Origin of the sequence: Kitasatospora sp. NPDC089913 (assembly GCF_044748625.1) — a bacterium.
GTDB lineage: Bacteria > Actinomycetota > Actinomycetes > Streptomycetales > Streptomycetaceae > Kitasatospora.
Map to the genome: position 1 here is coordinate 67,167 of NZ_JBIVGI010000014.1, position 25,811 is coordinate 92,977.

Annotated in this window: 20 protein-coding genes; 6 read left to right on the top strand and 14 right to left on the bottom strand. The window is 73.6% G+C overall.

Annotation, left to right across the window (positions count from 1 at the left end):
• The first annotated feature begins 154 nt into the window (after positions 1–154).
• Positions 155–1,627, top strand: a complete 1,473-nt coding sequence (locus ACIPYS_RS21940; protein ID WP_093858605.1) for an APC family permease — start codon at positions 155–157, stop codon at positions 1,625–1,627.
• A 95-nt stretch (positions 1,628–1,722) separates the two neighbouring features.
• Positions 1,723–2,715, top strand: a complete 993-nt coding sequence (locus tag ACIPYS_RS21945) for an ROK family protein (RefSeq protein WP_400748424.1) — start codon at positions 1,723–1,725, stop codon at positions 2,713–2,715.
• Positions 2,716–2,769: 54 nt separating this feature from the next.
• Here the strand turns inward: ACIPYS_RS21945 and ACIPYS_RS21950 are convergent, their stop codons facing one another.
• Positions 2,770–3,237, bottom strand: a complete 468-nt coding sequence (locus ACIPYS_RS21950) for a GNAT family N-acetyltransferase (protein ID WP_400748427.1) — start codon at positions 3,235–3,237, stop codon at positions 2,770–2,772.
• 78 nt (positions 3,238–3,315) lie between these two features.
• Entirely contained in the window at positions 3,316–3,894 is a 579-nt protein-coding gene (locus tag ACIPYS_RS21955) for a cupin domain-containing protein (RefSeq protein ID WP_400748430.1), read from the bottom strand.
• Between the two features lie 82 nt (positions 3,895–3,976).
• Here ACIPYS_RS21955 and ACIPYS_RS21960 point away from each other — a divergent pair, with 82 nt between their 5' ends.
• Both ACIPYS_RS21960 and ACIPYS_RS21965 read left to right on the top strand, forming a co-directional pair.
• A complete protein-coding gene (locus ACIPYS_RS21960) occupies positions 3,977–4,828 on the top strand; it encodes a LysR substrate-binding domain-containing protein (protein WP_400748433.1) in 852 nt (283 codons plus the stop codon).
• Between the two features lie 438 nt (positions 4,829–5,266).
• Positions 5,267–7,558 carry a collagenase gene (locus ACIPYS_RS21965; protein WP_400748436.1) on the top strand — a complete coding sequence of 764 codons (2,292 nt, stop codon included), beginning with the start codon at positions 5,267–5,269 and terminating at the stop codon, positions 7,556–7,558.
• Between the two features lie 101 nt (positions 7,559–7,659).
• On the opposite strand, the gene ACIPYS_RS21970 is transcribed toward ACIPYS_RS21965, so the two are convergent.
• The 11 genes from ACIPYS_RS21970 to ACIPYS_RS22020 all read right to left on the bottom strand — a co-directional run bounded on the left by ACIPYS_RS21970 (position 7,660) and on the right by ACIPYS_RS22020 (position 20,492).
• Positions 7,660–9,036: a M1 family metallopeptidase gene (locus ACIPYS_RS21970; RefSeq protein ID WP_400748438.1), complete on the bottom strand. Its 1,377-nt coding sequence runs from the start codon at positions 9,034–9,036 to the stop codon at positions 7,660–7,662.
• 118 nt (positions 9,037–9,154) lie between these two features.
• Positions 9,155–9,667: a nucleoside 2-deoxyribosyltransferase gene (locus tag ACIPYS_RS21975; protein ID WP_093858598.1), complete on the bottom strand. Its 513-nt coding sequence runs from the start codon at positions 9,665–9,667 to the stop codon at positions 9,155–9,157.
• Positions 9,668–9,672: 5 nt separating this feature from the next.
• Complete coding sequence (locus ACIPYS_RS21980; RefSeq protein ID WP_400748443.1) at positions 9,673–10,311, bottom strand: class I SAM-dependent methyltransferase; 639 nt, start codon at positions 10,309–10,311, stop codon at positions 9,673–9,675.
• A 39-nt stretch (positions 10,312–10,350) separates the two neighbouring features.
• Complete coding sequence (locus tag ACIPYS_RS21985; protein WP_400748446.1) at positions 10,351–12,267, bottom strand: hypothetical protein; 1,917 nt, start codon at positions 12,265–12,267, stop codon at positions 10,351–10,353.
• A 148-nt stretch (positions 12,268–12,415) separates the two neighbouring features.
• Positions 12,416–13,660, bottom strand: coding sequence for an MFS transporter (locus ACIPYS_RS21990; RefSeq protein ID WP_400748449.1), 1,245 nt, complete (start codon positions 13,658–13,660; stop codon positions 12,416–12,418).
• A gap of 5 nt (positions 13,661–13,665) precedes the next feature.
• Positions 13,666–14,940: an ATP-dependent carboxylate-amine ligase gene (locus tag ACIPYS_RS21995; protein WP_400748452.1), complete on the bottom strand. Its 1,275-nt coding sequence runs from the start codon at positions 14,938–14,940 to the stop codon at positions 13,666–13,668.
• Entirely contained in the window at positions 14,937–16,115 is a 1,179-nt protein-coding gene (locus tag ACIPYS_RS22000; RefSeq protein WP_093858596.1) for a DegT/DnrJ/EryC1/StrS family aminotransferase, read from the bottom strand. Before ACIPYS_RS22000 ends, ACIPYS_RS21995 begins: the two co-directional genes overlap by 4 nt.
• Positions 16,112–17,284 (bottom strand): arginine 2,3-aminomutase, encoded by a 1,173-nt coding sequence (gene blsG, locus ACIPYS_RS22005; protein ID WP_093858595.1) that lies wholly within the window; start codon positions 17,282–17,284, stop codon positions 16,112–16,114. Before blsG ends, ACIPYS_RS22000 begins: the two co-directional genes overlap by 4 nt.
• A 69-nt stretch (positions 17,285–17,353) precedes the next feature.
• Positions 17,354–18,265, bottom strand: coding sequence for a CGA synthase-related protein (blsF, locus tag ACIPYS_RS22010; RefSeq protein ID WP_231978250.1), 912 nt, complete (start codon positions 18,263–18,265; stop codon positions 17,354–17,356).
• Positions 18,253–19,254: a cytosylglucuronate decarboxylase gene (gene blsE / locus ACIPYS_RS22015; RefSeq protein WP_093858594.1), complete on the bottom strand. Its 1,002-nt coding sequence runs from the start codon at positions 19,252–19,254 to the stop codon at positions 18,253–18,255. Before blsE ends, blsF begins: the two co-directional genes overlap by 13 nt.
• A 62-nt stretch (positions 19,255–19,316) precedes the next feature.
• Positions 19,317–20,492 (bottom strand): hydroxymethylcytosylglucuronate/cytosylglucuronate synthase, encoded by a 1,176-nt coding sequence (locus tag ACIPYS_RS22020; protein WP_400748458.1) that lies wholly within the window; start codon positions 20,490–20,492, stop codon positions 19,317–19,319.
• A gap of 679 nt (positions 20,493–21,171) precedes the next feature.
• Here ACIPYS_RS22020 and ACIPYS_RS22025 point away from each other — a divergent pair.
• Both ACIPYS_RS22025 and ACIPYS_RS22030 read left to right on the top strand, forming a co-directional pair.
• The gene (locus tag ACIPYS_RS22025) at positions 21,172–23,208 is read left to right on the top strand and encodes a hypothetical protein (protein ID WP_400748461.1); all 2,037 of its coding nucleotides are present in this window, start codon (positions 21,172–21,174) and stop codon (positions 23,206–23,208) included.
• Between the two features lie 110 nt (positions 23,209–23,318).
• Positions 23,319–24,236: a substrate-binding domain-containing protein gene (locus ACIPYS_RS22030; protein ID WP_400748464.1), complete on the top strand. Its 918-nt coding sequence runs from the start codon at positions 23,319–23,321 to the stop codon at positions 24,234–24,236.
• Positions 24,237–24,365: 129 nt separating this feature from the next.
• Here the strand turns inward: ACIPYS_RS22030 and ACIPYS_RS22035 are convergent, their stop codons facing one another.
• Positions 24,366–25,724 carry a (5-formylfuran-3-yl)methyl phosphate synthase gene (locus ACIPYS_RS22035; RefSeq protein WP_400748467.1) on the bottom strand — a complete coding sequence of 453 codons (1,359 nt, stop codon included), beginning with the start codon at positions 25,722–25,724 and terminating at the stop codon, positions 24,366–24,368.
• Between the last annotated feature and the right edge of the window lie 87 nt (positions 25,725–25,811).

Genomic DNA, 25,811 nt, shown 5'->3' on the forward strand with positions numbered 1-25,811 from the left:
GCCGACGGGTGCCGAGGTCGGACGGGACGGGGCACCGGCGGGCGGAGGTGGCCGGATCGTGACATCGACGGGTGGAGCAAGCCCTTGACGCTGAAAGTAATGTTCCTTAACTTAATGCCCGCGTCGCCTCCTCCTCCGCTCCGTCCCCCACTTCATGGAGCCATCCGTGTCCGCAGGCTTCACCCGAAGAATCGGCCTCTTCCAGGCCACCACGATCAACATGAGCCAGATGTGCGGGATCGGCCCGTTCGTCACCATCCCGCTGATGGTCGGCGCCTTCGGCGGTCCGCAGGCCGTCGTCGGCTGGATCGCCGGCGCGCTGCTCGCCCTCGCCGACGGTCTGGTCTGGGCCGAGCTCGGCGCCTCGCTGCCCGGGGCCGGCGGCACCTACGTCTACCTGCGCGAGGCCTTCCAGTACCGGACCGGGCGGCTGATGCCGTTCCTGTTCGTCTGGACGGCGATGCTCTTCATCCCGCTGATCATGTCCACCGGCGTCCAGGGTCTGGTGCAGTACCTCGCCTACCTGTGGCCGGGCATGACCACCGCGCAGGGCGACATCGTCGGCGTGGCCGTCCTCGCCCTGGTCGTGCTCCTGCTGTGGCGCAAGGTCGAGAACATCGGCAAGCTCACGGTCGCGCTCTGGGGCGTGATGATCGTCTCGGTCGGCGCGGTGATCCTCGCCTCCTTCACCGACTTCCACCCCTCGATGGCCTTCACCTGGCCCGCCCACGCGATCGAGCTGACCCACGGCCAGTTCTGGATCGGCTTCGCCGCCGGTCTGACCATCGGGATCTACGACTACCTCGGCTACAACACCGCCTCGTACCTCGGTGCCGAGATCAAGAACCCCGGCCGGGTCATGCCGCGCGCCATCATCGTCTCGATCATCGCCATCATGGGCGTCTACCTGCTGATGCAGATCGGCGTCCTCGGCGTGATCCACTGGCAGGACATGCTCGACCCGGAGAACGTCGCCTCCAGATCGGTCGCCTCCGCGGTGCTGGAACAGACCTGGGGCAAGGGCGCCGCCGACACCGTGACGGTCCTCATCCTGATCACCGCCTTCGCCTCCGTCTGCGCCGGTCTGCTCGGCGGCTCGCGCGTGCCCTACGACGCGGCCCGCGACGGGATGTTCTTCCGCGCCTTCGGCAAGCTCCATCCCAAGCACGAGTTCCCGGTCGTCGGGCTGCTGTCGATGGGCGCGATCACCGCCGGCGGTTTCCTGTTCGCCCGGCACATCGGGAACGTCGCCGAGCACCCGCCGCTCACCGTGCTGATCACCCTGCTCACCAGTGTCATGGTGATCGTCCAGGCGCTCGCCCAGATCGCCGCCGTGGTCGTGCTCCGCAAGCGGCAGCCCGACCTCGCCCGCCCCTACAGGATGCTGCTCTACCCGTTGCCGGCCGTCGTCGCCGCCATCGGCTGGACGGTCATCTACGGCTACGCGGACAAGGCCAACCCGGGTGTCCACCCGATCGAGTGGTCGCTGGCCTGGGTCGGCCTCGGCTGCGTCGCCTACCTGATCTGGTCCAAGGTCGAGGGCGCCTGGCCGTTCGGCCCCAAGGAGATCCGCGAGGAGTTCCTGGACGCCCAGAACGCCGGGGCCGAGGCCGCTCCGGTCGGGTGACCACCGACCCGTTCCACCCCCGACCGCCGGCCGGCGGGTGGGTGGCGCCGCACCGCCGCCCGCCCGCCGCCCGGCCACCATCCGAGGACCACTCCTTGACCGCCGACACCGCCGACACCCGTCCGCATCCGCGCCCGCACCCCCGTTCGCGCCCTCGCCCCGTCGGCGCCGGCGCCGTCATCGGCATCGACTTCGGCGGCACCAAGACCGAGGTCGCCCTCGCCGACTCCGACGGCACCCCGCTGCGGCGGATCAGGTTCGCCACCCGTCCCGAGCAGGGGCCCGACCAGGTCCTGGCCCGCGCCGGTGCGGCGGTCCGCGAACTCGCCGGGCACGCCCGGACCGCGCTCGGTCTGCCGGTGGTCGCCCACGCCGCGGTCAGCCCGGGCGTCATCCGGCCGGACCGGATCCTGCTCACGCCGAACCTGCCCGGCTGGGAGAGCCTCGCCCTCGCCGAGCGCCTGGCGCTCGAACTCGGCGTGGACAGCGTCGCGGTGGCCAACGACGTCCGCGCCGGAGCCCTCGCCGAACTGCGCCGGGGCGCCCTGCGCGGCGCCGACCCCGGCGTCTACCTCAGCCTCGGCACCGGCGTCGCCGCCGCGCTCACCGTCGGCGGCCGGGTGCTCGACGGCGCGCACCAGGCGGCCGGCGAGATCGCCTACCTGGACCCCGGCCGGTCGGGCGGGGTGCCCGTCGCCGCCGTCGCGGACGGGCGCGCGCCACTGGAGGAACTGGTCGGTGGCAAGGCCCTCGGCGAACGCAGCGCCGCGGAACTGGGCGAGGAGCTCACCGCCGACCGCCTGTTCACCAGCGCCGACCCGGTGGCCGGGCGGATCGCCCGGGAGGCGCTCGACACGCTCGCGACAGCCGTCGCCAACATCGCGGTGCTGCTGGACCCGGAACGGGTCGTGGTCGGCGGCGGCATGATGGCCGCCGGAGCGGTGATCCTGCCCGCCCTCACCGAGCACCTGGACCGCGCCGTGCCGTTCCCGCCGGCCGTCCTCCCGGCGCGGTTCACCGCCGACGCCTCCCTGCACGGGGCGATCACCCTGGCCCTCGACCACCGGCGCGTCCCCGCCGGCTGCTGAAGCCGGTCCGGGCGGGGCGGTTGGGCCGACGGCGGCCGGACCCCGTGCGGCCGGTCAGCTGCCGCCGGCTCCGACCCGCTCCGGTGGGCAGAGGAAGAAGAGCTCGGGATCACTGTCGTCCAACCCGTGCAGCAACCCGACCGCGCGCCACCGCTCGCGCCCGAGCAGCCGCTGCATCGGCAGGTTCGAGACGTTCGTCGAGGTGAACAGCTTGGGCGCGGTGCAGGCCGCCCCCGCGGCGCGGAGCAGGAGCGAACCGACGCCGCGTCGGCGGGCGCCGTCCGCGACCATCAGCATGGTCACGAATCCCTGCTCGAAGAAGGTGTGCTCCACCACGCCGTACCCCAGCGGCCCCGACCGGTCCTCGGCCACCAGGACGAGCCCCTCCTCGCACCATCGCCGGACGGCCGCGCGCCGGCCCTGGTCGCCCGCCGCCGCGATCGTGTCGATGCCCGCGATCGCGGACCAGTCCGAAGGCGCGGCGGTGCGCACCAGGATCCCGCCGGGTGTGTGGATGTCCATGGGAGCATCCTGGCAGTACCCCCTCGGGCACCGGTCAGGACGGCCCGGGGAGGACGGCCCGGGGAGGACGGCCCCGGTTCAGGACGGCCCGGGGGCGGGAGCCGCGGCGGGTTCGGTTGCGTAGCGGCGCATCAGCCCGAGCTGCGCCTCGGGTGTCACGGCCTCGGCGCCGGCGTGGAGGTCCCGCAGCTCGCGGAAGTACCGGACGTACGGGTCGGGGGTGAAGGTGCTGAGCATGACGGCCGGTTCGTCGCCGACGTTGGCGAAGGTGTGCGGTGCGCCCGGCGGGACGACGACCAGGGTTCCCGCGACCGCGTCGTGCTCCTCGCTCCCGACGGTGAACCGCACCGAGCCGGAGACGACGTAGAAGCCCTCGTCGTGCCCGGCGTGGCGGTGCTGGGGCGGGCCGGGTGTGTGCGGGGCGATCACGGACTCGGCGATGCCCAGGCGATGTCCGGTGGTGGTGCCGTCCTCCAGGATCCGCATTCGGGTGGTGCCGAGCAGGACGGTCTCGCCCTCGCCCGGGCCGACCACGGACACGGTGGGCGCGGCGGGGACTGAGGGCGCGGCGGGGGCGGTGGGCGCGGCGGGGAGTACGGGGGCGGCGGGGTCGTCAGGGTCCGTGGCGGGTGCGCCGGCGTTCGGTACTTCGGTCATGGATCGATTGCACCGTCCGGGCGCTGCGCCCGTCCAAGACCCGTTCCGTGGCGGCCGATACCGCACGGGTATCGTTGCCGGTATGGAGCTGCGGACCCTGCGGTACTTCGTCGCCGTCGCCGAGGAACTCCACTTCGGCCGGGCCGCCGCCCGTCTGCACATGAGCCAGCCCCCGCTGAGCCGGGCGATCCGGCAGCTGGAGGCCGAGCTCGGCGCCGTTCTGCTGAACCGCTCGGCCACCGGTACGACACTCACCCCGGCCGGGGAGACGCTGCTGGCCGAGGCGCGCGAGCTGCTGGACCGCACCGAGCTGGCCCGGGCGCGGGTCGCAGCGGCGGCCGGACCGGCCACCCTGACCGTCGGCCTCCTGGGTGACAGCGCCGACCTCGGGGTCGCGCGGCTGGCTGCTGCCTACCGCGACCGGCGCCCCGACGTGGAGATCCGCGTCCGGGAGACCGATCTGACCGACCCGACCTGCGGGCTGCGGGCCGGCCTGGTCGACGTCGCGCTGACCCGCGGCCCGTTCGACGAGACCGGGCTGTGTGTCCGGGAGCTGCGGGCGGACCCGGTGGGCGCGGTGCTGCGCGCCGACGATCCGCTCGCCGGCCGTACCAGGCTGCGGCTGGCCGACCTGGCCGGGCGGCGGTGGTTCCAGTTCCCGGAGGGGACGGACCCGCGCTGGCAGGCGTACTGGAACGGCGGCGCCCGACGGCAGGGTCCGGTCGTGCGCGCCGTCCAGGAGTGCCGGCAGGCGGTGCTCTGGAACGGCACGGTCGGGATGGCGCCGCTCGGGCACGAGCCGCCCGCCGGACTGGCCGTCGTGGCGGTGACCGACATGCCGCCGAGCCGGGTGGTGACGGCCTGGAACGCGGGGGACCCGAATCCGCTGGTCCGCGGCTTCGTGCGCACGGCGGTGGCCGTGTACGGGGCCTGACTGTCCATCATCGGGCCGTTCGGGCCATTGGGGACGATCGGACCGATCAGACCGATCGGGCTGATCGGGCTGATCGGGCTGTTAAGTCGTCGAGCTGTCGGGCCGACGGACGATCGACCGGACCGGACTTCCGGAGCGTTGAATTCCGTTGTGTCGGAAGGTCAGTGACGGATCGTCATGTCGCCGATGCGGAACGTTCCTGGTCGAACGGGCGGGCGGTAAAGGGCTTTCAAAGGTGATGTGACATGTGCCATTGTACTAATCACCGCTCCCCACCGGTATCGACGGAGTCCCATCGACCACCGTCGTCCTTTGGTCCTCACCCCCACCGGTCGCGTCCCCAACGCGACCGACCCAAGGCCCGGAGGCCCCCACGTGAGAACCGCACGTCTGTCGCACCTTCGGCAGTTGGCAAGACTCCTGACGCTAGTGCTCTCCATGGTCCTGACAGTCGGTCTGTTCGCCCCGCTCGGGCAGGCCGCACCCGTCGCCGCGTCCCCCGTCGCGGTACCGCCGGCCGGCGGCGACGCCGCTGGAGCACGCACGGCCCCCTCCGACGAGCTCCCGCCGCCCGGCGTCGAGCGGACCGTGCGGTCCGGCGACCCCGCCGCGGTGCCCGCCGCGCACAGCGGGGACCTCGGGTCGGCCGACCTCGAGCCCCGCAACGACTTCGCCCCCTGGCGCGTCCAGCAGTCGGCGGCGGCCGAGCGGTCCGGCCGGGGCGCGGCCGCCGGTGAGGCGTCCGGCGAGGCCGTGGCCTGCAACCCGACCGACTTCGGGCGGACGGGCGCGGAGCTGATCAGGCTCATCAAGTCCGTGGACATGGCCTGCGTCGACAGTCTGTTCAGGATCGAGCCCCGCTACGCGGCCGCCGCGTTCCGCGAGTCCCAGATGCTCACGGTGGCCGCCGCCGTCAACGAGGCCGCCGTCGCCTACCGGGGCGACAACAGCGGCTCGATCCAGCAACTGATGTACTACCTGCAGGCCGGTTACGCCGTGCAGTGGGACAACCGTCTCGTGGTCGGCGAGTACAGCAGCGAGGTCCCGAAGGCGATCCTCCCCGGCGTGCGGGCCTTCTTCGACAACTCCCACGCGCTGGACACCACCGCCGAGAACGCCGGCCCGCTGGCGAACGCGGGCGTGCTGGCCGACGTCACCCGCGAGCCCGTCACCTACCTGCCGATCGCCAAGCGCCTGCTCACCGCCTACACCAGCAGCGCGTGGGACAAGGACAACCTGATGTGGGCGCTCAATCCGGCCTTCCTGGTGCTGTACCGGGGCATCCGGAGCGAGGACCCGAAGTTCCGCGAGGAGATCCAGAAGGACCCGGCGCTGATCGACCTGGTGGCGGCCTTCGCCGATCGGGCCCTCGTCCACGCCGGCGGCGCCTACGACGGCGTGCTCTCCAACGCCGTCAACGAGCTGAGCCGGTTCATGTTCTACCCCGAGTTCCGCCCGCGGGTGCGTCCGCTCCTTCAGGCGCTCACCGCGAAGTTCTCGGTCACCGGCCCCACCCGGAACCAGCGCGCGACGGCCGCGGTCGGCGTGCGCAACTACGACCAGGCGAACTGCGCCTCCTACGGCACCTGCCAGGACGCCGAGCGGTTCCAGGCCGAGTACCTGACCCACGTCGAGCAGTGCAGCCCGAGCATCCGCATCCTCGCCGAGTCCATGGCCCCGGAGCAGCTGGACGGCACCTGCACCGGCCTCAACGGCCAGGACGCCTTCTTCCACGCCGTGGTGCGGGACGACGGCCCGGTCGCGGACGACCTCAACAGCACCATCGACGTCGTCGTGTTCGACAGCTCTGCCGAGTACAAGCTGCTCTCCACGGTCATGTTCGGAAACTCCACCGACAACGGCGGCATGTACCTGGAGGGCAGCCCGGCCAAGGCCGGCAACAAGGCCCGGTTCGTCGCCTACGAGAAGACCTGGGGCGAGCCGGGCTTCTCGATCTGGAACCTCAACCACGAGTACACCCACTACCTCGACGCCCGGTTCGACATGCACGGCAGCTTCGAGGCGGCCGACCCCACCCCCGTCGCCTGGTGGACCGAGGGCCTCGCCGAGGTCGTCGCCGACTCCTACCTCGAGGTCGTGAACACCCTGGCGATCGAGGCGGCCGCCAAGCACACCTACCGGCTGAGCACGCTCTTCGACAGCCACTACGAGAACGAGGACCGCACCTACCGCTGGGGCTACCTCGCCGTCCGCTACATGCTGGAGCGCCACCGGCCCGACGTGGACAGCCTCCTCGCCCTGTACCGCAAGGGCGACTGGGCCGGCTCCCGCACCCTCCTCAAGACGACCATCGGCACCCGGTACGACGCCGACTTCGACGCCTGGCTGAACTCCTGCGCGGCCGGCGAATGCAGGAACACCCCGAGCTTCCCGAGGCTGACCGAGTGCGCGGGCGGTGACATCCGCAGGCTCGACAGCAACTGCGCCCGGAGCAACCTGTCGGCGACCACCGGCAACTACGCGCACTTCTACCTCTGGGTGCCGGCGGGCACCCGCCAGGTCCGGGTCACGAGCAGTGGCGGCACCGGCAACGGCGAGCTCTACTACAACCCGTACGGCTGGGCCTACACCAACTCGTACGTCACCCGGTCGGCGGGCCCGGACAACGCCGAGACCCTCACCGTCACCAACCCGCAGGCCGGTTACGTCTTCTTCAGCCTCTACGCCCAGCAGGGCTTCAGTGGGGTGAGCGTCACCAGTGAGTTCTGATCCCCGCTCCTGACCGCTGTTCCTGACCGCTGCTCCTGATCCTGCTTCTGGTCCCGCTCCTGGTCCCCGGGCCGGGCGCCGTGCGCGCCCGGCCCGGGGCCTCAGCCGTCGATCCGGTGCTCCCGCCAGAACGGGGCGAGGTCCACCGGGGCGACCGCCTGGGCGGCGGCCTTGAACGCCGCGGTGGTCGAGACGCCGTACCAGTGGGCCCGGGCGTAGTCGCGCAGCAGGACGGCCATGGTGTCCGCGCCGAGCAGTCGGCCCAGCTCGTGGAGGGCGCAGGAGCCGTGGTCGTAGACGACCGCCTCGTACCGGTCGGGGTGCGCGTCCCAGTGGTTCATGGGCGAGGTCAGCCGCTCGTCCTCGGACTCCCAGCGGGCAGGTGCCGAGCAGTCCTCGTCGCCCCCGCCCAGGACGAGGTCGGCGGCGTACTCGCTGAAGGACTCGTCCAGCCAGGGCGCGCGGTACTGGTCGTCGCCGACGATGCCGTACCACCACTGGTGCGCCAGCTCGTGGACCAGCGCGAAGGGCTTGACCCGGTCGAGGACGAAGCCCGGGTACTCCATGCCGCTGAACCAGAAGGCGTTGTCGAGGACGACGGTCAGCTCGCCGTACGGGTAGGCGCCGAAGCGGGCGGAGTGCGCGTCGACCGCGCCGCGCGCGAGTTCCAGCATCCGGCCGGCCTCCTCGGCGGTGACGTCGGGGGTCGCGAACACCCCGATCCGCACGCCGTCCGCCGACCGGCCCGCGAGCCGGGTGAACGGACCGGCGGCCCAGGCGAAGTCGCGGACCCGACGGGCGGTGACGGTGGTGACGGTCCGGCCCGGTCCGCCGGGCGCGTCCGTGGCGCTGCCGGTGGCGGGGACCAGCAGGCCGGAGGGGTGGTCCAGGGTGACGGAGTAGTCGGCCGCGAGGGAGTAGAAGGACTCACCGTTGCGGGTGTACGGGTCGAGGTGCCAGCCGTCGCCGTCCAGCACGGCGAGCGTGGGCAGGGCGTTGCCGAGGACGGTGTACGCGCCGTCGCGCCCGAAGCGGTCGAGGCCCTCAGGGACGTCGACGGACAGCTCGAAGTCGAGGGTGCCGGACTCGCCCTGGCGCAGCGGCCGGGGGAGCGGGACCCTGAGCGTGGTGCAGTCCGCGCTGGAGGTGCCGGTGATGCCCGTCAGCCGGACGGCGGGCGCCGCGCACCCGCCGCGGGCGTTGCCCCAGAGCCGCAGGTACACGGCGGACAGCGGTTCGGGCGCGACCTGGGTGAAGCCCACCCGCTGACGGCCTCGCCAGGCCGCACCGGTTGCGTCGCTGTGCAGCGTCACGGTGTGGGTGACGGCGGCGGGGGTTCGTGGCCCGTCGCCGTGCCGGTGGGACCCGGAGAGGTGGCGGCCCGGCGGGGCCGCGGCCACCACCGACAGGAGCACGGCGAGCACGGCGGCGACCGCGAGGACGGCGTTCGGGGCGGGCGAGCCGTGGCGGCGTCGCATCGGACGTGGTGGCTCCTGTCGGTGGCGGCGGTCCCGGCGCCGGTGGCAGCCGGGGCGGGCAGGTGGGTCGGGTGGTGTCGGGTGGGGTGGAGCGGGTGGAGCAGGCAGGTCAGGCAGGTCAGGCAGGCCGGGACGTGCCGCGGTGGCGCGCCAGGACCCGCTGGACGGCGCGGTCGACGGCGGGCAGCGAGGCGGCGAGGTCGGTGTAGACCACTTCCTCCACCTCCGCCACCGTGTGCAGCCCCTGGACCAGGAAGGTGTACTCCCGGCCGCGTTCCAGCAGCAGCACGATCGGCTTGCCGAAGGCGCTGGCCCAGCCGATCTCGATGTGGGTGCCGGGGGAGGCCGGGGAACCGGGCAGCGCGAGGAAGAGCTCCGCCTTGCGGATCTCCTCCTGGTCGAGTGCGGTGCACTGCTCGGGACGCATCAGTTCGGCGCCCCAGGCCTCCCGGCGGTGGGCGTTGTGGACGGCGACGCCCTGCGACTCGAAGTGCTTGATCAGCAGATCGAAGGGCTCCCGGGCGCCCGGCGGCATCTCCCCGGTCTCCGGGTCGAGCAACTGGATGAACGGCCCGGCCAGGAACAAGGTCCGGGGCAGGTCGGCGAGGTGGGCGGTGAGGTCGGTGGTCATGGCGCTCAGTCCTTGAGGAAGCACTGGATGTAGGCGTCACCGCTGGTGCCGTGGGTGTACTCGGTGGTGTCGTACGCGGTGTAGGGGTGGCGCTCGACCCGGATCGAGCGGAAGTGCGGGGTGTACTGCCAGCGCAGCTCGGGCTTGGTGCTGAAGAAGGGGATGAAGACCCCGCCCGGGCGCAGCACCCGGACCACCTCGGGCATGGTGCGGGCCCACAGCTCGGCGTCGGTCCACACCTCCATGTCCAGGGCCGGGTCGAAGAACATCCCGTCGATGCTCTCCGAGGGCAGCTCGAAGATCCGCCGGAAGAAGTCCCCGCGTTCGACGGTGAGGTTCTCGGGCACCTGGGGGTGCTTCGCGCGGAAGAGGTCCTCGACCTCGTCGAAGATCTCCAGCACGGTGTGCTGGCGGGTGGCCGGGTTCCGGGCGATCCGCAGGGCGGACAGCCCGAGGCCGAGCCCGACCTCGTAGAAGTCCTGGCCGTACTCGCAGAGCAGGTCGGCGCTCGCCCACATCAGGTCGCGCTCCCAGGCCTGCATGGCCTGCTCTCCGCCGATGCTGAGGGTCACCTCGCCGTTCTGCTCGATGAGCTGGATGTCGGGCTTCGCGCCGGGCTCGGTGCTGGTGGGGGTACTGGTCATGGCAGTGGTGTCCTCGGGGTGTGCGGGCGGGGTGGCGGGTCAGCCGGGCAGGACGCCGAAGTGGCGCCGGGCGGTGGAGACGGCGAGGTCCTGGACGGCGAACACGGTGAAGTAGTAGGCCTGCGGGGCGGTGGCGGGGTCGAAGCGGACCCGGAACGCGACGTCCGTCGGCCGGCCGCCGACGGCGCGGACCTTGGCGTGCTCGGGTTCGACCGTGGCGTCCGCGCGCAGGTAGCTGGGGACGAACAGGCCGAGTCGGACGGGGCCGGTGCGGGCGGCGGTGAGTTCTGCGCGCACCTCCAGGACGCCGCCCTGCGGGACCTCGTCGGCGCTGTGGGCGAGCAGTGAGGGCGCCTCCGGCAGCCGGAAGGTGACGTCCCCGCAGCGCATGCAGACCGCGCAGACGGTGTCGAGGATCTGCGGGAGCAGGCCGCGCCGGGTGAACTCCTGGGCCGGGCGCCCGCAGTGGCAGGTCACCTCGCGCACCTCGGGGTCCAGCGAACTGCGGTCGCCGAAATGCGCCGGGTAGTTCATCAGCTCGTCCTCGGGGTCCGCCGCGACCTGCCCGGCCAGCACGTGGTCGAGCGACTGCAGGTCGGCGGTGAGCGAGGCGCCGATCTCGGCGGCGGACTGGTCGGCGAGGTGGGTGGGCCGGGCCACCCAGAGGTCCACCTTCCGGGCGAGCTTGGTCAGCCGGGGGCGCAGGGCGTGGTTGTGCGGCAGGAGTTCGGAACCGAGCAGGGCGTTCAGCCGGCGGCCGACGGTGAGCAGCAGGGGGTCGGGCCGGTGGTCGGCCGGTTCGGGCGCGGGCGCGGTCGCGTCCGGCAGGCCGAACCGCAGGAAGGCCGGGTACGGGTGCGAACCGGCCAGGCTGGCGTTGAGGGTGTCCACGGTGTCGCCACCGGTGAGGGCCGCGCGCATCCAGGCGACGTTCTCGGGCCGGTCGGAGTCGTGCACCGAGACGGCGGCGACCACGGTGCGCGCCGGGCCGTCCAGCGCGTTGAGCAGCAGCTGGTACTTCGGGTCGTACAGGGCGAGGTCGGCCAGCGGGCCGCTGTTGCAGGCACTGAGGACCACCTCGACGGCCGGTACCCGGTGCAGCGGGACGAGCTTGTCCTCGGGCTTGTAGCAGGGCAGTCCGTAGGAGCAGCGCGGGCCGAGCAGCCCCGGCCGGGGCTCGGCGGCCGGGCTGAGGCCGCAGATGGTGAACTCGCCCAGGTTGACGCTGTCGTCCTTGCCGTGGCCCTGGAACGCGACCTTGCGCCAGTGGGTGCCGAGGATCGCGGTCTGGATGTCGACCCGCTCGAAGTCGCGGTCGTCGTGGACCTGGACGCCGGGCAGGTGCGGCGGCCGGTCGGTGTCGGTGAACAGCCCGACCGCCCCGATCGCGGCGGTCGGCCGGGCGTACTGCTTGGCGACGTTCCAGGCGAGCGAGGCGGCGTCGCGCCCGCTCAGCAGGGTCAGGGCGTGGGTGCGGCTGCGGTAGGTGGCGAACAGCAGGGAGCGCACCGGGTCGAGGGTGAGCTGTTCGTAGCAGCCGATCAGCAGCAGGCTGCCGGGGCGGTCGCGGAGGAAGGCGGCGGTGTCGGCCAGCCGCTCCTCGGGCAGCCACTCGGTGGCGAGCGGACCGGCCAGCTCGGCGAGGCCGTCCGGCAGCCGGTCGGCGCCGAGGACGATGCCGAGGTCGAGCGGCCGGGGGCGGTGGAGGGTGTCGTACAGCTGCTCGGCGAGGTCGAGGCTCTGCGTCAGGTCCGTGCGGCCGTCGACCGGGACCGGCACCCCGACGGTGCCCGCGGCGGGTCCGCGGGTGGTGCCCGGGGTGGTGCCCTCGGAGGATTCCGGGGAGGCGTCCTCGGGAGCGGCTGTGGGGACGTCCGTCGAAGCCAGGAACTCTTTGACGGCCGAGGGGAACTGGGTGAGCTTGACGGGCCGGAACAGCGGGCCTTCGGGCTTCATCGTCGGTGACCTCGTGGGCGGGAGGGGAGTGGTGGGTGGCACGGGGCAGCGGGTGGCACCGGGGCCCGCGCCGCCCCTGGAGCGGAGGCGAGTGCGGGTGCGGGTGCGGTTGTGGGTGCGGGTGCGGCGGTGGGTGTGCGGTGGCCGGTCATACGGCGCACCCCGCGGCCGTCGCGGACGCGGTGCCCCGGTCGAGCAGCGGGCGGACGGCGAAGGCCAGGACGGCGGCGCCCAGCGCGACGGCGAAGGCGACGGCGAACACCCCGCGTGCGCCTAGCGGTTCCACCAGCAGCCCGCCGGCCTGCTGACCGACCGCGTCGCCGAGCACGGTGGCCAGCGAGGCCCAGGTGAAGGCCTCCGCCAGCGAGCCGTTCGGTGCCACCGCGCCGACCAGGGTCATCTCGACGGCCGACACCAGCGCGATCGGAGCGCCGCCGACGGCCAGGGCGAGGGCGAGCAACGGCTGCGAGGTGGCCGCCAGCGCCAGGCCCGTCCCCAGCGCGTAGGCCAGGACCAGCCGCGGGAAGCGCACCGCCGCCGGGACGTCGGACTGCGAGCGCCCGAGCCAGACCGCGCCCAGTGCGCTGCCGACGCCCCAGCAGGCGTAGACGAGGCCGGTGCCGCCGGGGGAGCCGTGCGCCGCCACGAAGGCGGGGATGCCGAGGGTGAGCAGTCCGATCGGCACGGCGCTGGCCGCCATGACGGCGGTGAGCGCCAGCATCGGCGGGTTGCGCAGCGGGCCGAGCAGGTCGCGCCGCTCGGTGCCCCGGTCCGGGTCCGTCCCCGGCGGGAGCCGGACCAGGGCCAGCCCCAGCGCACCGGCGCCGCCGAGCGCGGCCACGGCGGTGACGGCCAGTGCGGCCGAGCCGGCCAGCATCAGGGCGGCCAGCATCAGCGGCGCCCCGATCACCAGGACTTCGGTGAGGATCGCCTCCCAGAGATAGGCGGTGTCCCGTTCGGTGTCGGCCAGCGGCAGTCGGGCCCAGAGCGAGCGCATGCAGGCGTTGGCCGGCGGCAGGGCGATCCCGGCGGCGGTGGCGGCGGCCAGCTGTCCCCAGGAGCCGGGCCGGGTGGTCCAGGCCAGCGCGGCGAGCGCCGCCGGGTAGCACAGCCCGGTGGCGAGCAGCACGGGCCGCCGGCCGTCGCGGTCCAGTCGCCTGGCCACCAGCGGCCCGCCGACCGCCATCCCGGCGGTGTAGAGCGCGCTGGTCAGGCCCGCCTGGGCGAAGCTGCCGCCCTGCTCGCGGACCACCAGGACGGTGGCCAGCGACATCAGGTAGACCGGGAGCCGGCAGACCAGGCTCCAGCCCGCCACCGCGGGCACGTGCGGGCGGCGCAGCAGCGTGCCGAAGCGGTGGACCAGGGTGTCCCGGGCCGGGGCGGAGGTGCTCACCTGGTTCAACGGGCTCCTTCCCGGCCGGGGGCCGGACCGGTCACGGGGACCGGATCGGCCGACGGGGCCAGGTCGATCACGAAGGCGCCGAGCACCTCGCGCATCCGCCGCTCCACCTCCTCGATCGAGGCCCCGACCACGTGGACGTACCCGGAGGCGTTGTGCGAGGCGCGTCGGGCGGAGACGGTGTCGCCGACCCCGACCTTGAGAACGGCCTCGACCACCCCGGGGACACGCAGCAGGTCCTCCGCCGGGGTGATCCGGTGGACCGTCCCGGAGCCGGGCAGCGGCAGCAACAGGTCGCCCGCGCAGCGTCTCTGACGATAGCTCAGATCCGGTGCGAGCCCCCGGTAGACGTCCAGGGTGGCCCCGAAGACGTCGAAGCCGTACGCGTGCCCGTGGTTGGCCGGGATCTCGCAGCCGGCCAGCCGCAGCCCGATCTCGCCGGCGTACAGCTCGCCGTCGACGAGGAAGAACTCCATGTGCGCGTAGCCGTGGTCGATGTCCATGCCGGCGACGACGGTCTGCAGCAGCGCCCGCAGGTCCACCGGCGGCGCCTCGTCGGTGCCCACGCTGATGTTGGCGTTCATCGCCCCGTCGACGATGTCCAGCGGACGGCAGGGCATCGCGCTCGGCCAGGCGTCCAGCACCTCGCCCCGGTGCACGACCGCGCACACCTCCCACTCGGTGCCGCCGAGGAACTCCTCCACCATCCAGTCCCGGGCGCCGAGGTCGAGGCCGGACAGCGCCTCGGGGCCGTCCAGCCGGTGGGTGTCCACGCACGCGAAGGAGTCCACCGGCTTCAGCACCAGCGGCCAGCCGTGCTCGGCGGCGAAGGCCGTGATCGCGGCCGCCTCCCGGACCCGGGTGAACGCGGCGGTGCGCAGGCCGAGTTCGCGGAAGCGTTGCTTCATCGCGGCCTTGTCCCGCACCCAGGCCACCTGCTGCTCGGTCAGGTGCGGCAGCCCGGCGAGTGCGGCGAAGCGCTGGGCGAGCGCCTGCCGAGGCTCGGAGGGATTGCAGAACCGCTTCGGCGCGACGGGGAGTTCGGCCCCGGCCCAGGACCGGTAGCGCTCCGCCTCCCGCTCCAGCGGCTCCCCGGCCCGCACCCAGAAGGCGGGCAGGTGGGCGGTCCGGCGCAGATGGTCCTCGGAGAGGTCGGCGCGCAGCTCCTCGAAGCGCAGCAGCACGAGGTGCTCGGGGAGTGTGCGGGCCGCGTACCGGGTGAAGGTGGACGGCCGGTCGTCCACCATGAGCAGTACCGGGCCGGCGCCGCTCACACCGTCTCCAGGACGCGGCGGACCGCCTTGACCGCGGCCGCCTGCTCGGCCTCCGGGAGCTCGGGGGAGAGCGGCAGGCACAGGGTGCGGTCCAGCAGGTCGCGGGTGCGGGCGAAGCCGTCCCGGCTGAGCCGGAGCGGCCCCTCGGGGGCGTGGTTCCAGGGGAAACCGTCGGCGTACAGGGAGCGGCGTCCGGTGAGGACCGGGTGCTCGGGCAGCAGGTACTTGCCGAGCGTCCAGTGCGCGATGCCCTCGGCGGTGAGGGCGGCCACGGCGGCGTCCCGCAGCTCCCGGGACTCGCAGCGCAGGCGCATGCTCACCTTGACGTCGCCGCGGGCGCGCGGCAGCGGCCGGATGTCCGTGCGGCCGGGCAGCTCGGACAGGGCGAGCGCGTACATCCGCTCCAGCCCGGCCAGCACCTCGTCCAGGTGCCGGAACTGCTGGCACTGGACGGCGGCGACCTCCTCGCTGGTGACGAAGTTCTCGCCGTAGTGGGCGTCCTGGTCCCAGGTCGGGTAGTGGCCGGGCACCCGCGCCGAACCGTGGTCGTGGTAGCAGCGCATGGTGGCCCCGGCCCGCTCGTCGCCCGTGACGACGAGGCCGCCCTCCCCGGAGGTGAGCACCTTGTTGTGGTGGAAGCTGAACACCCCGGCGTAGCCCGCCGTGCCGACCTCCCGGCCGTCCGGGAACCGGCCGCCGAGGGTCTGCGCGCAGTCCTCGATCAGGTAGGGCACACCCTCCGGCAGGGTGGCCACCGAGCCCTCCATGTGGGCCACGATCACCCGCTGGGCGTCCGGCGGCAGCAGGGTCCGGTCCAGCGCGAGCGACTCGTCGGCGTCGACCAGTACCGGGATCAGCCCGCAGGACAGCACCGCACCGGCCACCGCGACGAAGGTGACGGCCGGGATGTACACCGGGTCGCCGATCGAGGGGCGGGTGGAGATCAGGGCGAGCCGCAGTGCCTCCGTGCAGTTGTGCACGGCCAGCGTGTGGGCGACGCCGAGCCGCTCGCCCACCCGGCGCTCCAGCCGGGAGGCCATGCTCTCCTGCTCGGTCTGGTAGCGGAACAGCACCTGGTGGTCGATCACCTCCTTGAGCTCCGCCATGTCGGACCAGTCGAGGTAGTTGGCGCCGTAGGGGAGGAAACGCTGGCCTTGCCGCTGGTGGAGGGTCATCGGGCGTCCGTCTCCGTGATCGGGTGCGTCGTGGCGTCGACGAGCAGCTGCTGACCGCGGAAGTTGTGCAGCAGCAGGCCGCCGTCGGGCGTCTCGGTGAAGGAGGGGCGGGAGACCGGGATCTTGCCGATCTTCGTGGTGAGGACGTACTGCGGGACGCCGAACCCGGTGATGTGGCCCTGGAGGCCCTCCATGATCTCCCAGCCCTTCTCGACGGAGGTCATGAAGTGCGCGACACCGGTGACGTTGTCGCAGTGGTACAGGTAGTACGGGCGGACCCTGATGCGCAGCAGTTCGGTCATCAGCCTGCGCATGGTCGCGACGTCGTCGTTGATCCCGCGCAGCAGCACGGTCTGGTTGCCGACCGGGATCCCGTGGCGCAGCAGCCGGTCCACGGCGGCGGCCGACTCCGGGGTGATCTCCTTGGGGTGGTTGAAGTGGGTGTTCAGCCAGACCGGGTGGTAGCGGGAGAGCATCGTGCAGAGCTCCTCGGTGATCCGCTGCGGCAGCAGCACCGGGAAGCGCGAGCCGATCCGGATGATCTCCACGCTCGGGATGGCGCGCAGGCCGGCGACGATCTCCTCCAGCCGGCCGTCCTGGTAGGAGAGCGGGTCGCCGCCGGTGAGCAGCACGTCCCGGATCTCCGGGTGCTCGGCGATGTAGCGGAGGTCCTCGTCGTAGGCGCCGCCCTCGTCGTCGCGGAAGTAGCTGCCCTGGAGATCGGTGGTGTGGAACTTGCGGGTGCAGTGCCGGCAGTAGACCGGGCAGGCCTCGGTGACGAGCAGGATCACCCGGTCCGGGTACTTGTGCACCACCCGGTTGGTTCGCCGGTAGAGGGTGTCCCCGACCGGGTCCACCTCGGCGCCGGGGAACTCCAGCAGCTCCTCGGCGGCGGGCACGGCCTGCTGGCGGACCGGGCAGAGCGGGTCGTCGGGGTCCATCAGCGAGGCGTAGTAGGGGGTGATGCTCCAGCGGTAGCGGCCGGCCACGCCGGCGATGGCCCGCTCCTCGCCCTCGGTGAGGTTGATCCAGTCCCGGGCCTTCTGGACGGTGTTGACGCGCTTGCGCATGTGCCAGCGCCAGTCGTCCCACTCGGCCGGCTCCGGGGCGGGCCTGGCCGGGGGAGGTCCGGTGGTGTCTTCGCGGTCGGTGGGGGCGGCGTGGGACATGGCGTGCTCCGTACGAGGGGGGACGTCGGCCGACGGCGGTGGGCGCGGCGACCGCGGCTGGGTGGTCGGCTACGGCGGCGCGAGCAGGAGTTGGCGGACGGTGCGGGCCACGCCCTGCGCGCCGCGGAGATCGTCGAGCCCGGGGCCGACGGCGCCCCACTGCTCCTCGGCCGAGGGCGGCTGCCAGAGCGCGGGATCGGCGGGGTCGGCGGCCCCGGGAACCGGTACGAGCCGGGTGACCCGCTCGGCGAGGTCCCGCTGGGCGCTGCCGAGCGCGGGCAGGAAGGCGAGCGGAGCGCGCCGGGCCTGCGCCAGTGCGACGGCCGCCCAGGTCGGCGAGGCGAGCAGGAGTTCGGCGCGGGCGTGCAGTTCGTCGGCGTCGGCCCCGGCCGCCGCGTCGACCGTCACCCCGGGCAGGCCGGCGGTGGCCGCGCGGACCGGGTCGAGCCCGGTGTCCCCGACCACGGCGCAGGAGCCGGTGCGGCGGACGGCCTCCCGGACCAGCGCGGGCAGCGGTCCGGTGGCGAAGGCCTCGGCCTCGGCCGGTGGGACGTCCCAGAACGAGAGCAGCAGCAGGGTGCCCTGCCGCTCCCGCCGGCGGCTCAGCCGGGCCGGTGCCAGCAGTCCGGTCGACCGCTCCCCGGCCGGCTGCTCCAGCCAGCCGGGCCACTGGGCGCGGGTGAGCATCCGGTCCGCGGGGAGCGGGGCGAGGGGGGCACCGGGGGCGGAGCGCAGGTGCAGCACCGGCACCCCGAGCCGGGCGAGGCGCGCGGTCGTCGCCTCCTCGTCGCAGACCAGCGCGGCGCCGGGCAGGGCCTGGTCCGGCAGCGCGTGCCCGTTGTCGGTCGACCGGGGCAGGTCGCCGAGATGGGCGGCCACCCGGCGCAGCGCGAGCACGGAGTCCAATTGCTGCTCCCGGCAGGCGAGCAGCACCGTCGGGCCGGCGGTCGGCACCGCCGGAGCGGTCGTCAGTACCGCCACGGTGCCACCTCTCCGAGCCGGGCCACGTCGTCGCTGTAGCCGGCCGCGGTGGTCGAGCAGCCGCTGCACACCCGGGGTCCGTGCTCGCGGAAGTGGTCCACGTGCTCCCGGAAGGCCGGGGTGTCCAGCAGCAGTACGCCGTTCTCCCGGATCGGCGCGCCCCCGGGGCCGTCGGCGTCCTCCCGGTGCGGGATGCAGCTGCAGGCGTGCATCCGGCCGCGCCGGCCGTCGATGTAGATCACGTCGTCCGTGACGTGGCAGAGCGGCAGCGAGGCCCGGGGCGGGGTGGACTCCTCGAAGTAGCGCCACTGCTCCTCCGGGGTGTCGCCGTAGAAGCGCTTGCCCATCGGGACGAGCCCGCTCTGCGGACCGGCGGTGTAGAGCGGGTCGCAGACCTCCCGCACGTGGTCCGGGTCGGGGTAGCGGATCGAGCGGTCCAGCTTGAGCGCGGACAGCTCCCACTGCCGCACCCCGGCCTCCGTCAGCACCCGCCGGAGCTCCGGCATCTCGGTGTAGTTGTGCGGCCCGACGACGGTGTTGACCCGCGGCAGCACCCCCAGCTCTCCGGCCAGCCGCAGGCCCCGCAGCCCGGCGTCGAACATCCCGGGGGAGCGGCGGTAGGTGTCGTGGGTGGCCGCCGAGGCGCCGTCCAGGCTGACGATCACCTGGGCCAGCCCGGCCGCCGCGAGGTCCTTCACCAGCTTCGGCAGCATCGAGCCGTTGGTGATCAGCGACATCCGCATGCCCGCCCCGGCACCGGCGCGCACCAGTTCCACCACGTCCGGGTGCATCAGCGGTTCGCCGCCGGTGAAGCGGACGTACCCGACCCCGGCGGCCCTGGCCCGGGGCAGCAGCTCGGCGAAGTCGGAGCGGGAGAAGCGGAAGGTGTCGCGGGAGAGCGCGAAGTCGCACATGAAGCAGTCGGCGTTGCAGGCTTCGAGGATGCGGATGAACAGATAGCGAGCGCGCGTTGGCGTGGTGGCGGACACCCGGACCCTTTCGTCGAAGGTGCTGGTCGGACAGGTCGGACAGGTCGGAGAGGCCGGACGGATCAGTGGGCGGGGCCGGTGGCCCCCAGGACTTCGACCAGCGCGTCGGCGACCTGGGCCGCACCCCCGGTGCCGACCTCGGCCGTCAGCGCGCCCCAGTCGGTACCGGGCTCCCGCTCCACCCGGCGCAGCGCCTCGACGACCTGGCCCCGCAGCGCGGCGGAGGTGGCGCGCCGATGCTGCCGGGCGGCCCGGGCGATGCCGCCGTAGATGAGGTCGAGCGCGCTGCCCTCGCCGCCGGCCCGCAGGGCCAGCGCCTCGTCCTCGGCGAACACGTCCTTCGGCCAGACCACGCGTGACCCGCCGCCCACCGCCCGCTCGTGGAACCGGCCGTTGAAGATCTGGCTGAGGTTCTGCGGCGGCAGGCAGACCGTGGGCACCGCGAGCCGGCCGGCCTCCAGCAGCGTGGTCAGTCCGGGGGAGGCGAGCAGCACGTCGCACTCGGCGAGGCGGTGGAGGAAGTCCTCGTGGGCGAGCGCGCCGACCGTGGTGGCCGCCGGCACCGGACAGGAGTCCACCAACTGCCCGGCCAGCCAGGCCGGGAGGTTGCCGGCGATGTGCACCTCCTCGACCCCGGACGCGGCCAGCGCCTCCAGCGCGGCGGGCAGCACCAGCTGCGGATAGCTCGCCCAGTCCTCGAGCTGGGGCGCGCGCAGCCCGCCCAGGGTGACCAGCGCCCGGCGCGGACGCGGCCCGGGGGCGGCGCGCCGGCCGGCCCCGCCACCGGCGATCACCGCGTCCACCCAGCGCAGCCGCCGCACGTCGGCCAGTACCCCGGTGCACTCCGGCGGCAGGTCGACGCACCGCTGCGCGCAGTAGACCTCGGCGTCCAGGGGGAGTTCGGCGCGGTCCCCCTCGGTCCAGAGGAACGGCAGGCTGTCCACGAAGACCACCGGCACCCCGCAGTCGCCGAGGGCCCGGGCGAGCCCGCCGTCCAGTACCACCAGCGCCGCTCCGACCCGCTGCTCCCGGACGATCCGCGCGAGCTCCCGCTCCCGCTCCGGCTCCGCGTCCGGCAGGTCGAACCAGCGCTCGACGGGCGATCCCGCCAGCACCGGCCGACCCAGCCCCGAGGCCAGTCCGACGAATCTGGACCGCTCGCCGCCGCGGGCCCGCAGGGCGGCCAGTACGGCACTCAGCTTCCCCGAGCTGCCCCAGCCGAAATCCACCCCGGCCACGGCAACCGTCCGGCTTGCTCCGTTCACCCGCATCCGCCCCGCCTCCTCCCGTGCCGGCCCGTCCCGGTCGACCGCCGCGCCCTGTCGCGCATGCTTCGTAGTCTTAGCACCCCGACAGGACAGGATGGTTGGCTTACTGACGGATTCGCCCGTTACTCCACCCCGGCAGGTGAAGTTCGTCATCACCGTGTTGACGTAAGGCCGTTGGCGTCCCTCCGGTACCGCCTCGGACGCGTGTCCCGCGGGCTCGCCCGGAGGGAGTCGCGGGCCGCGGGTTCGCCGTCCCCGGGCGGGCGCGTCCACGTCCGCGGGTGGTCGCACGAGGGGTGCGGGAGTCCTGTGCCGCGCTCCCGCGCGCCCCCGGCGGGCCGCTTGTCGCCCTCGGGGCGCGCGAGTTCAGTAAAGGGGCGCGCTGTATGGACTTCGCGCCGTCGGGCGGCCGGGACGACCGGACGGCCATGACGGCTCGCCGCCCCCGGCCTCCCGGGGTGGCGAGTACGGGGCAAAGCTTCAGCGGCGGGGACATGACATCTTGATGATCGCGACCCGTGAAACGTCACATAGCACCAGGAGACGCCCTCCGCCGACTGCTAGCTTCCCGGCTGCCGGAGCCACCGGCGACCCGGCCGATCACAAGTCGGCACCATCACCGCACCGTTGACACGAAGGGACCCTCCACGTGACCGTGCGCAAGCTGACCCTGTCAGCCGCCGCGACAACGACCGTGCTCCTCCTCTGCGGCACCATCCTGGGCGCGACCTCGGCCACCGCAGCCGGCCCGGCGCCCGCCACGACCACCGCGACCACCACCGCGACCACCACCGCGACCGCGCCCGCCACCACCGCGACCGTCGCCACGACCACCGCGGCCGCCACCACCACCGGGGCCCCCGAAGCCTCCGCCGCCCCAGGAGTGCCCACGACACTGGCACCCCCGGCCGACGGCAGCACCTCCGAGGCCACCGTGGTACGGCCGGCGCAGGGCAGCGCGCCCGCCACCACCACCGGGGCCCCGGCGCTCGCGCTCTCCTCCTACGACCCGAAGGCCGGCGCCGCCGTGCTCGCCCCGGCCGGAACGGAAGCCGCCGAGGCCGCCTCCGCCGGGACGCAGTCCGCGGCCGTCGCGGCCGCCGTCCAGCCGGGCCGGCTGATCGACAGTCCGCCCACCCCGGCCGCCCCGCACGGCGCGCTGGTCGCCGTCACCGGCGTCCAGCCGGCCGCCGACGGCACGGTGGCCGTCACCACCCGCCCGGCGACCCTCCCCGAACTGCTCGGCGCGACCAGCGCCGACCTGCACAGCGCGATAAGCCCCGCCGCCTTCGAGGTCAAGCCGTGGATCAGCGGCCTCCAGGTCACCGGCGACCTCGGCCCGACCTCCGGCAGCGGCACGGTGTCCGGCGGCCTCGGCCTGAGCGCCGACGCCACCGTCCCGCTGCCGGGCGGCTCCTCGGCCAGGCTCTCCGGCTCGGTCGAACTCCACCCGGCCGTCGACTTCTCCTACCGGGGCGGCCTCGGCGCGATCGACCCGCAGCAGGCCCGGATCGGCTTCACCCTGGGCGCCCACGCCGACTGGCACGTCAGCGCCGCCCTCGCCGGCAGCACCGGCCCGGTCCGGATCGCCCTGGCCTCGTACAGCGCCAGCCCGGTGGTCATGGTCGGCGTCCTGCCCGTGGTGATCAACCTGGCCTTCACCCTCTACGCGGACATCAGCGCCGACGGCACCGTCACCCTCGACGCGGAGCAGGCGTACGACGGCACCTGGGGCGTCCACTCCGACTACGTCAAGGGTCCGGGCTGGACCACCACCACCGACCCCGGCACCTCCACCGTCTCCCCGCTGCGCCTCGACCTCCGGGGCTCCGCCACGGCCAAGGCCGGGCTGCTCGCCGAGGCCTCCGTCGCCCTCTACGACACGGTCGGCGTGAAGGCGTCGATCGAGCCGTACCTGCGGGTGGCGGTGAACGGTTCGGTGCTCCTGGACGCCACCCACCCCGAGCCGGTGGTCAACGGAACGATCGGGCTCTACGGCGGACTCGACATCAACGGGGCGCTGATGGCCCGGCTGGTGATCCTCGGCACTCCGGTGCTCGAGCAGGACCTGCCGTTCCTGGCCTTCCACCGGGAGTGGCCGATCACGTCCTGGAGCGCCGGGCAGTCCCCGGCGCCGCTGGTGAACTGGACCACGCTCAGCGCGGGTCTGATCGACGACAACCAGTCCGCCTTCCTGCGCACCCGGCCGGACTGGGACCCGTCGGCCCTCAAGGCCTCCTGCCCCGACGGCACCCGGCTGCTGGGCCTCGCCCACGGCAGTGACAACGGCCTGTGCGCCGACGTCACCCGCGCGAACCTCTGGAGCGCGGACCACGGCTACCTCGTCGACCACGGCGGCACGTACGTGACCACCGACTGGGCGCCGGGCTACGCCAAGGCGCAGTGCCCGGCCGGCTCCTTCGTCAACGGCTACAGCCGCAACGGGCGGACGCTCGGCGTGCTCTGCGCCCGGTCCGCGGCCCCGCTCGGTACGGCGAGCCGCACCCTGTGGTTCGACGCCGGCGACAACCGCCCGGCGGTCGCGGGCGGCGGCGACTTCGCGTACGGCTTCACCAAGGGCCAGTGCGCGGACGACGAGTTCGTCGCCGGTGTGGCCTACGGCCAGCCCTGGTGGCAGCTCTGGGCGGCGCGGCCGTACGCGCTGCTCTGCCAGAAGCTCGCCTGACTCGTCGGTCACCCGGCGGCGGTCGGCCGACCGGTCGCCGCCGGGTGACCGGGGGAAGAATTCCCGGCGCGCCCGCGGCGGCCCGCTCGGGCGGGGCGGGCAGGTCAACGGTGCTCAACTCCGCTGCGGCCAGAACGAGTTTTCGTGACCAGGGTGTTGTTCGCGGCCGGGCCCGCGAGCGAGGACGGGCCGTCGCGCCCGGCCTGCCGCGCCTCTACAGCTGGGACGCGACCGGCACCAATCCGATCACCCCCAAGGCCGGTGCCGTGCCGATCAACCGGCCCGACGGCTCCGGGCCGGGCTTCACCGCGCTGATCAGCACCACGGTCAGCACGCTGGACTTCGCCCGCTCCTCGCGCACCGTGGCGCCCGGCGACCCCAAGCCGTACTCCTTCGTACCGTTCGCCAAGGACGCCGTCACCTGGTCGGCCGAGGCGGGCGGCCACGCACCGGCCAACCTCACCACCGCCCAGCTCAAGGCCGTCTACGAATGCACCGTCACCAACTGGCTGCAGATCGACCCCTCTCTCGCCAACGCCACCGTCAAGCCGTACCTGCCGCAGTCCACCTCGGACACCCGGGTCGCCTTCCTGAAGGCCCTCGGCGGCGGTACGGCGATCGCCCCCGGCGCCTGCGTGACCTCCGGGCCGCGCAACGACCGGGGCACCGACCCGGTGCTCGACGACATCGACGCGGTGTTCCCGTACTCGGTCGGCGTCTGCATCGACCAGGTCCACCGGGGGCACGGTACGGCGGTGGAGTCTCCCGGCCCGCTGACCCTGCGCAGCATCAACACGATCGCGCCCGTCGACGCCGCGCAGAACATCAACGCGCCGTTCCTCGCCACGCCGTACGGCCGGCTGCTGTGGCACATCTTCCGCTCCGCCGAGTACACGGGCGCCGACGCCCACGGCGTCGCGCTGCGGAGTGTCTTCGGACCGCAGGGCTGGATCTGCGCCCACCCCGCCGTGATCGTCGCCTACGGCTTCGTCCCGATCGCCAACTGCGGCAGCATCACCAACACCTGACCCCGCGGTGACCGGAGGGTCGACGGCGCGCTGCCCCTCCGGTCACGCGGTCCGGCCGGAACACCGGCGGAACCGGTCCCGCAGACCGGTCCGCAGGACCGCCCGGCTCGGTCCGCGGTGCCGTCCGGCTCAGTCCGCGGTGCCGTCCGGCAAGCCGTCGGGCCCGGCGAACCGGACCACGAGGTCGGGGTGCCTGGCCAGCAGGGCGTCCAGGTCCGGCCGGAACTTCGGCGAGCGCGCCATGTGTTCGGGAACCACCAGGTACCCGCCTTGCTCCGGCGGGACGAGGCCGGCCACCAGCGCGCCCCGCACGACCCGCTCGTGCCGGGTGTCCGCTCCGGTGCCGCGCAGCGGGTCGCGGGACGGGGCGACCACCCCGCCGCGCGCCGACAACTGGTCCAGCTCGGGGACCAGCCGCCAGATCTGCTGCGCCTGGTGGCTCTGCACCGAGCCGGCCAGGTTGGCCTCCAGGCCGCGGGCGTGGCACAGGTCGACGAAGAAGCGGATCTCGTCGAGGGTGAGGATGCCGGTCCGGGGCAGGCCGTGGGCGTCGGTGTCGTGGGCGTCGAGGTCGACGACCTCCTCGCTGCCGGCCGTGGAGATCAGGCCGATCCGGGCGACCTTGAGCAGAATGCTGGTGTCGATCATGATCGCGTCCGCACCGGCCGCCGCGGTCGCCTCGACCATGGCGCGGATCGCCTCGCGGTCGGTGCGGCGCTGCCGGGTCAGGCCGTGCTCGGTGTGCGCGAAGGGCTCGTTGACCGTGACGTGGGTGCCGCGCGCGGCGGTCGGGAGGGCTCCGGCGGCCTTGAGCACGGCCTCGGTGGGGCGGTGACCGGGGGCGTCCGGGAAGAGCGGGAGCCCGTCGTCGCCGAGCAGGGCGTCGGCGAGGCCGGCCAGGTCGAAGGCGTCGGGGGTGTCCGGTGCGGCCGGGTCGTACTCGCGCAGGCCGACCAGGGCGCGGCGGACCTGCGGCAGGGTCTTGCGCGTGTCCCACAGGTCGAGGTCCTGGGCGAAGAGTACGGACATCACCCTGGTCCGCCGCAGCCCGTCGGTCCGGCGCAGGGTCGCGGTGATCTCGCCCAGCACCTCGCCGAGCCGGTCGAAGTCCATGCCGTCGAGGCCGACCTTCACGATCGGGGAGGGGTGGACCAGCGTGCCCATCGACACGGCGACGCCGAGGGCCGCCTGGGCTGCCTTGCCGACCGTCTCGTAGCGGGACTTGGCGACGGCGAGGCCGTTGGCCGCCCGCCGGTGGAGCAACTGGTCCTCGCCGATGTTGGTGCTCAACTGCACCGGCAGGTCGCGGCGGGCCGCGAGCACGGCGTCCGCGATGTCCATGATCCGGCGCGGCTTGATGGTGCCGAGGGCGCTGCGCGGGTCCTCGCTGTCGATGATCCGGGCTCCCCCGAGCACGGCCTCCCGGGCCTCCTGCGGTCCGAACACGCTGACCAGCAGCCGCCGGTCCGCCTTCACTGTGCTGTGCACGTCGGTCCACCCCTCCGAGTCGATCACGGTCGGCGGCGACGCTACCGCGCTGGCGTGCCCACGCCATCGTGCTGCGGTGAAGTCCGT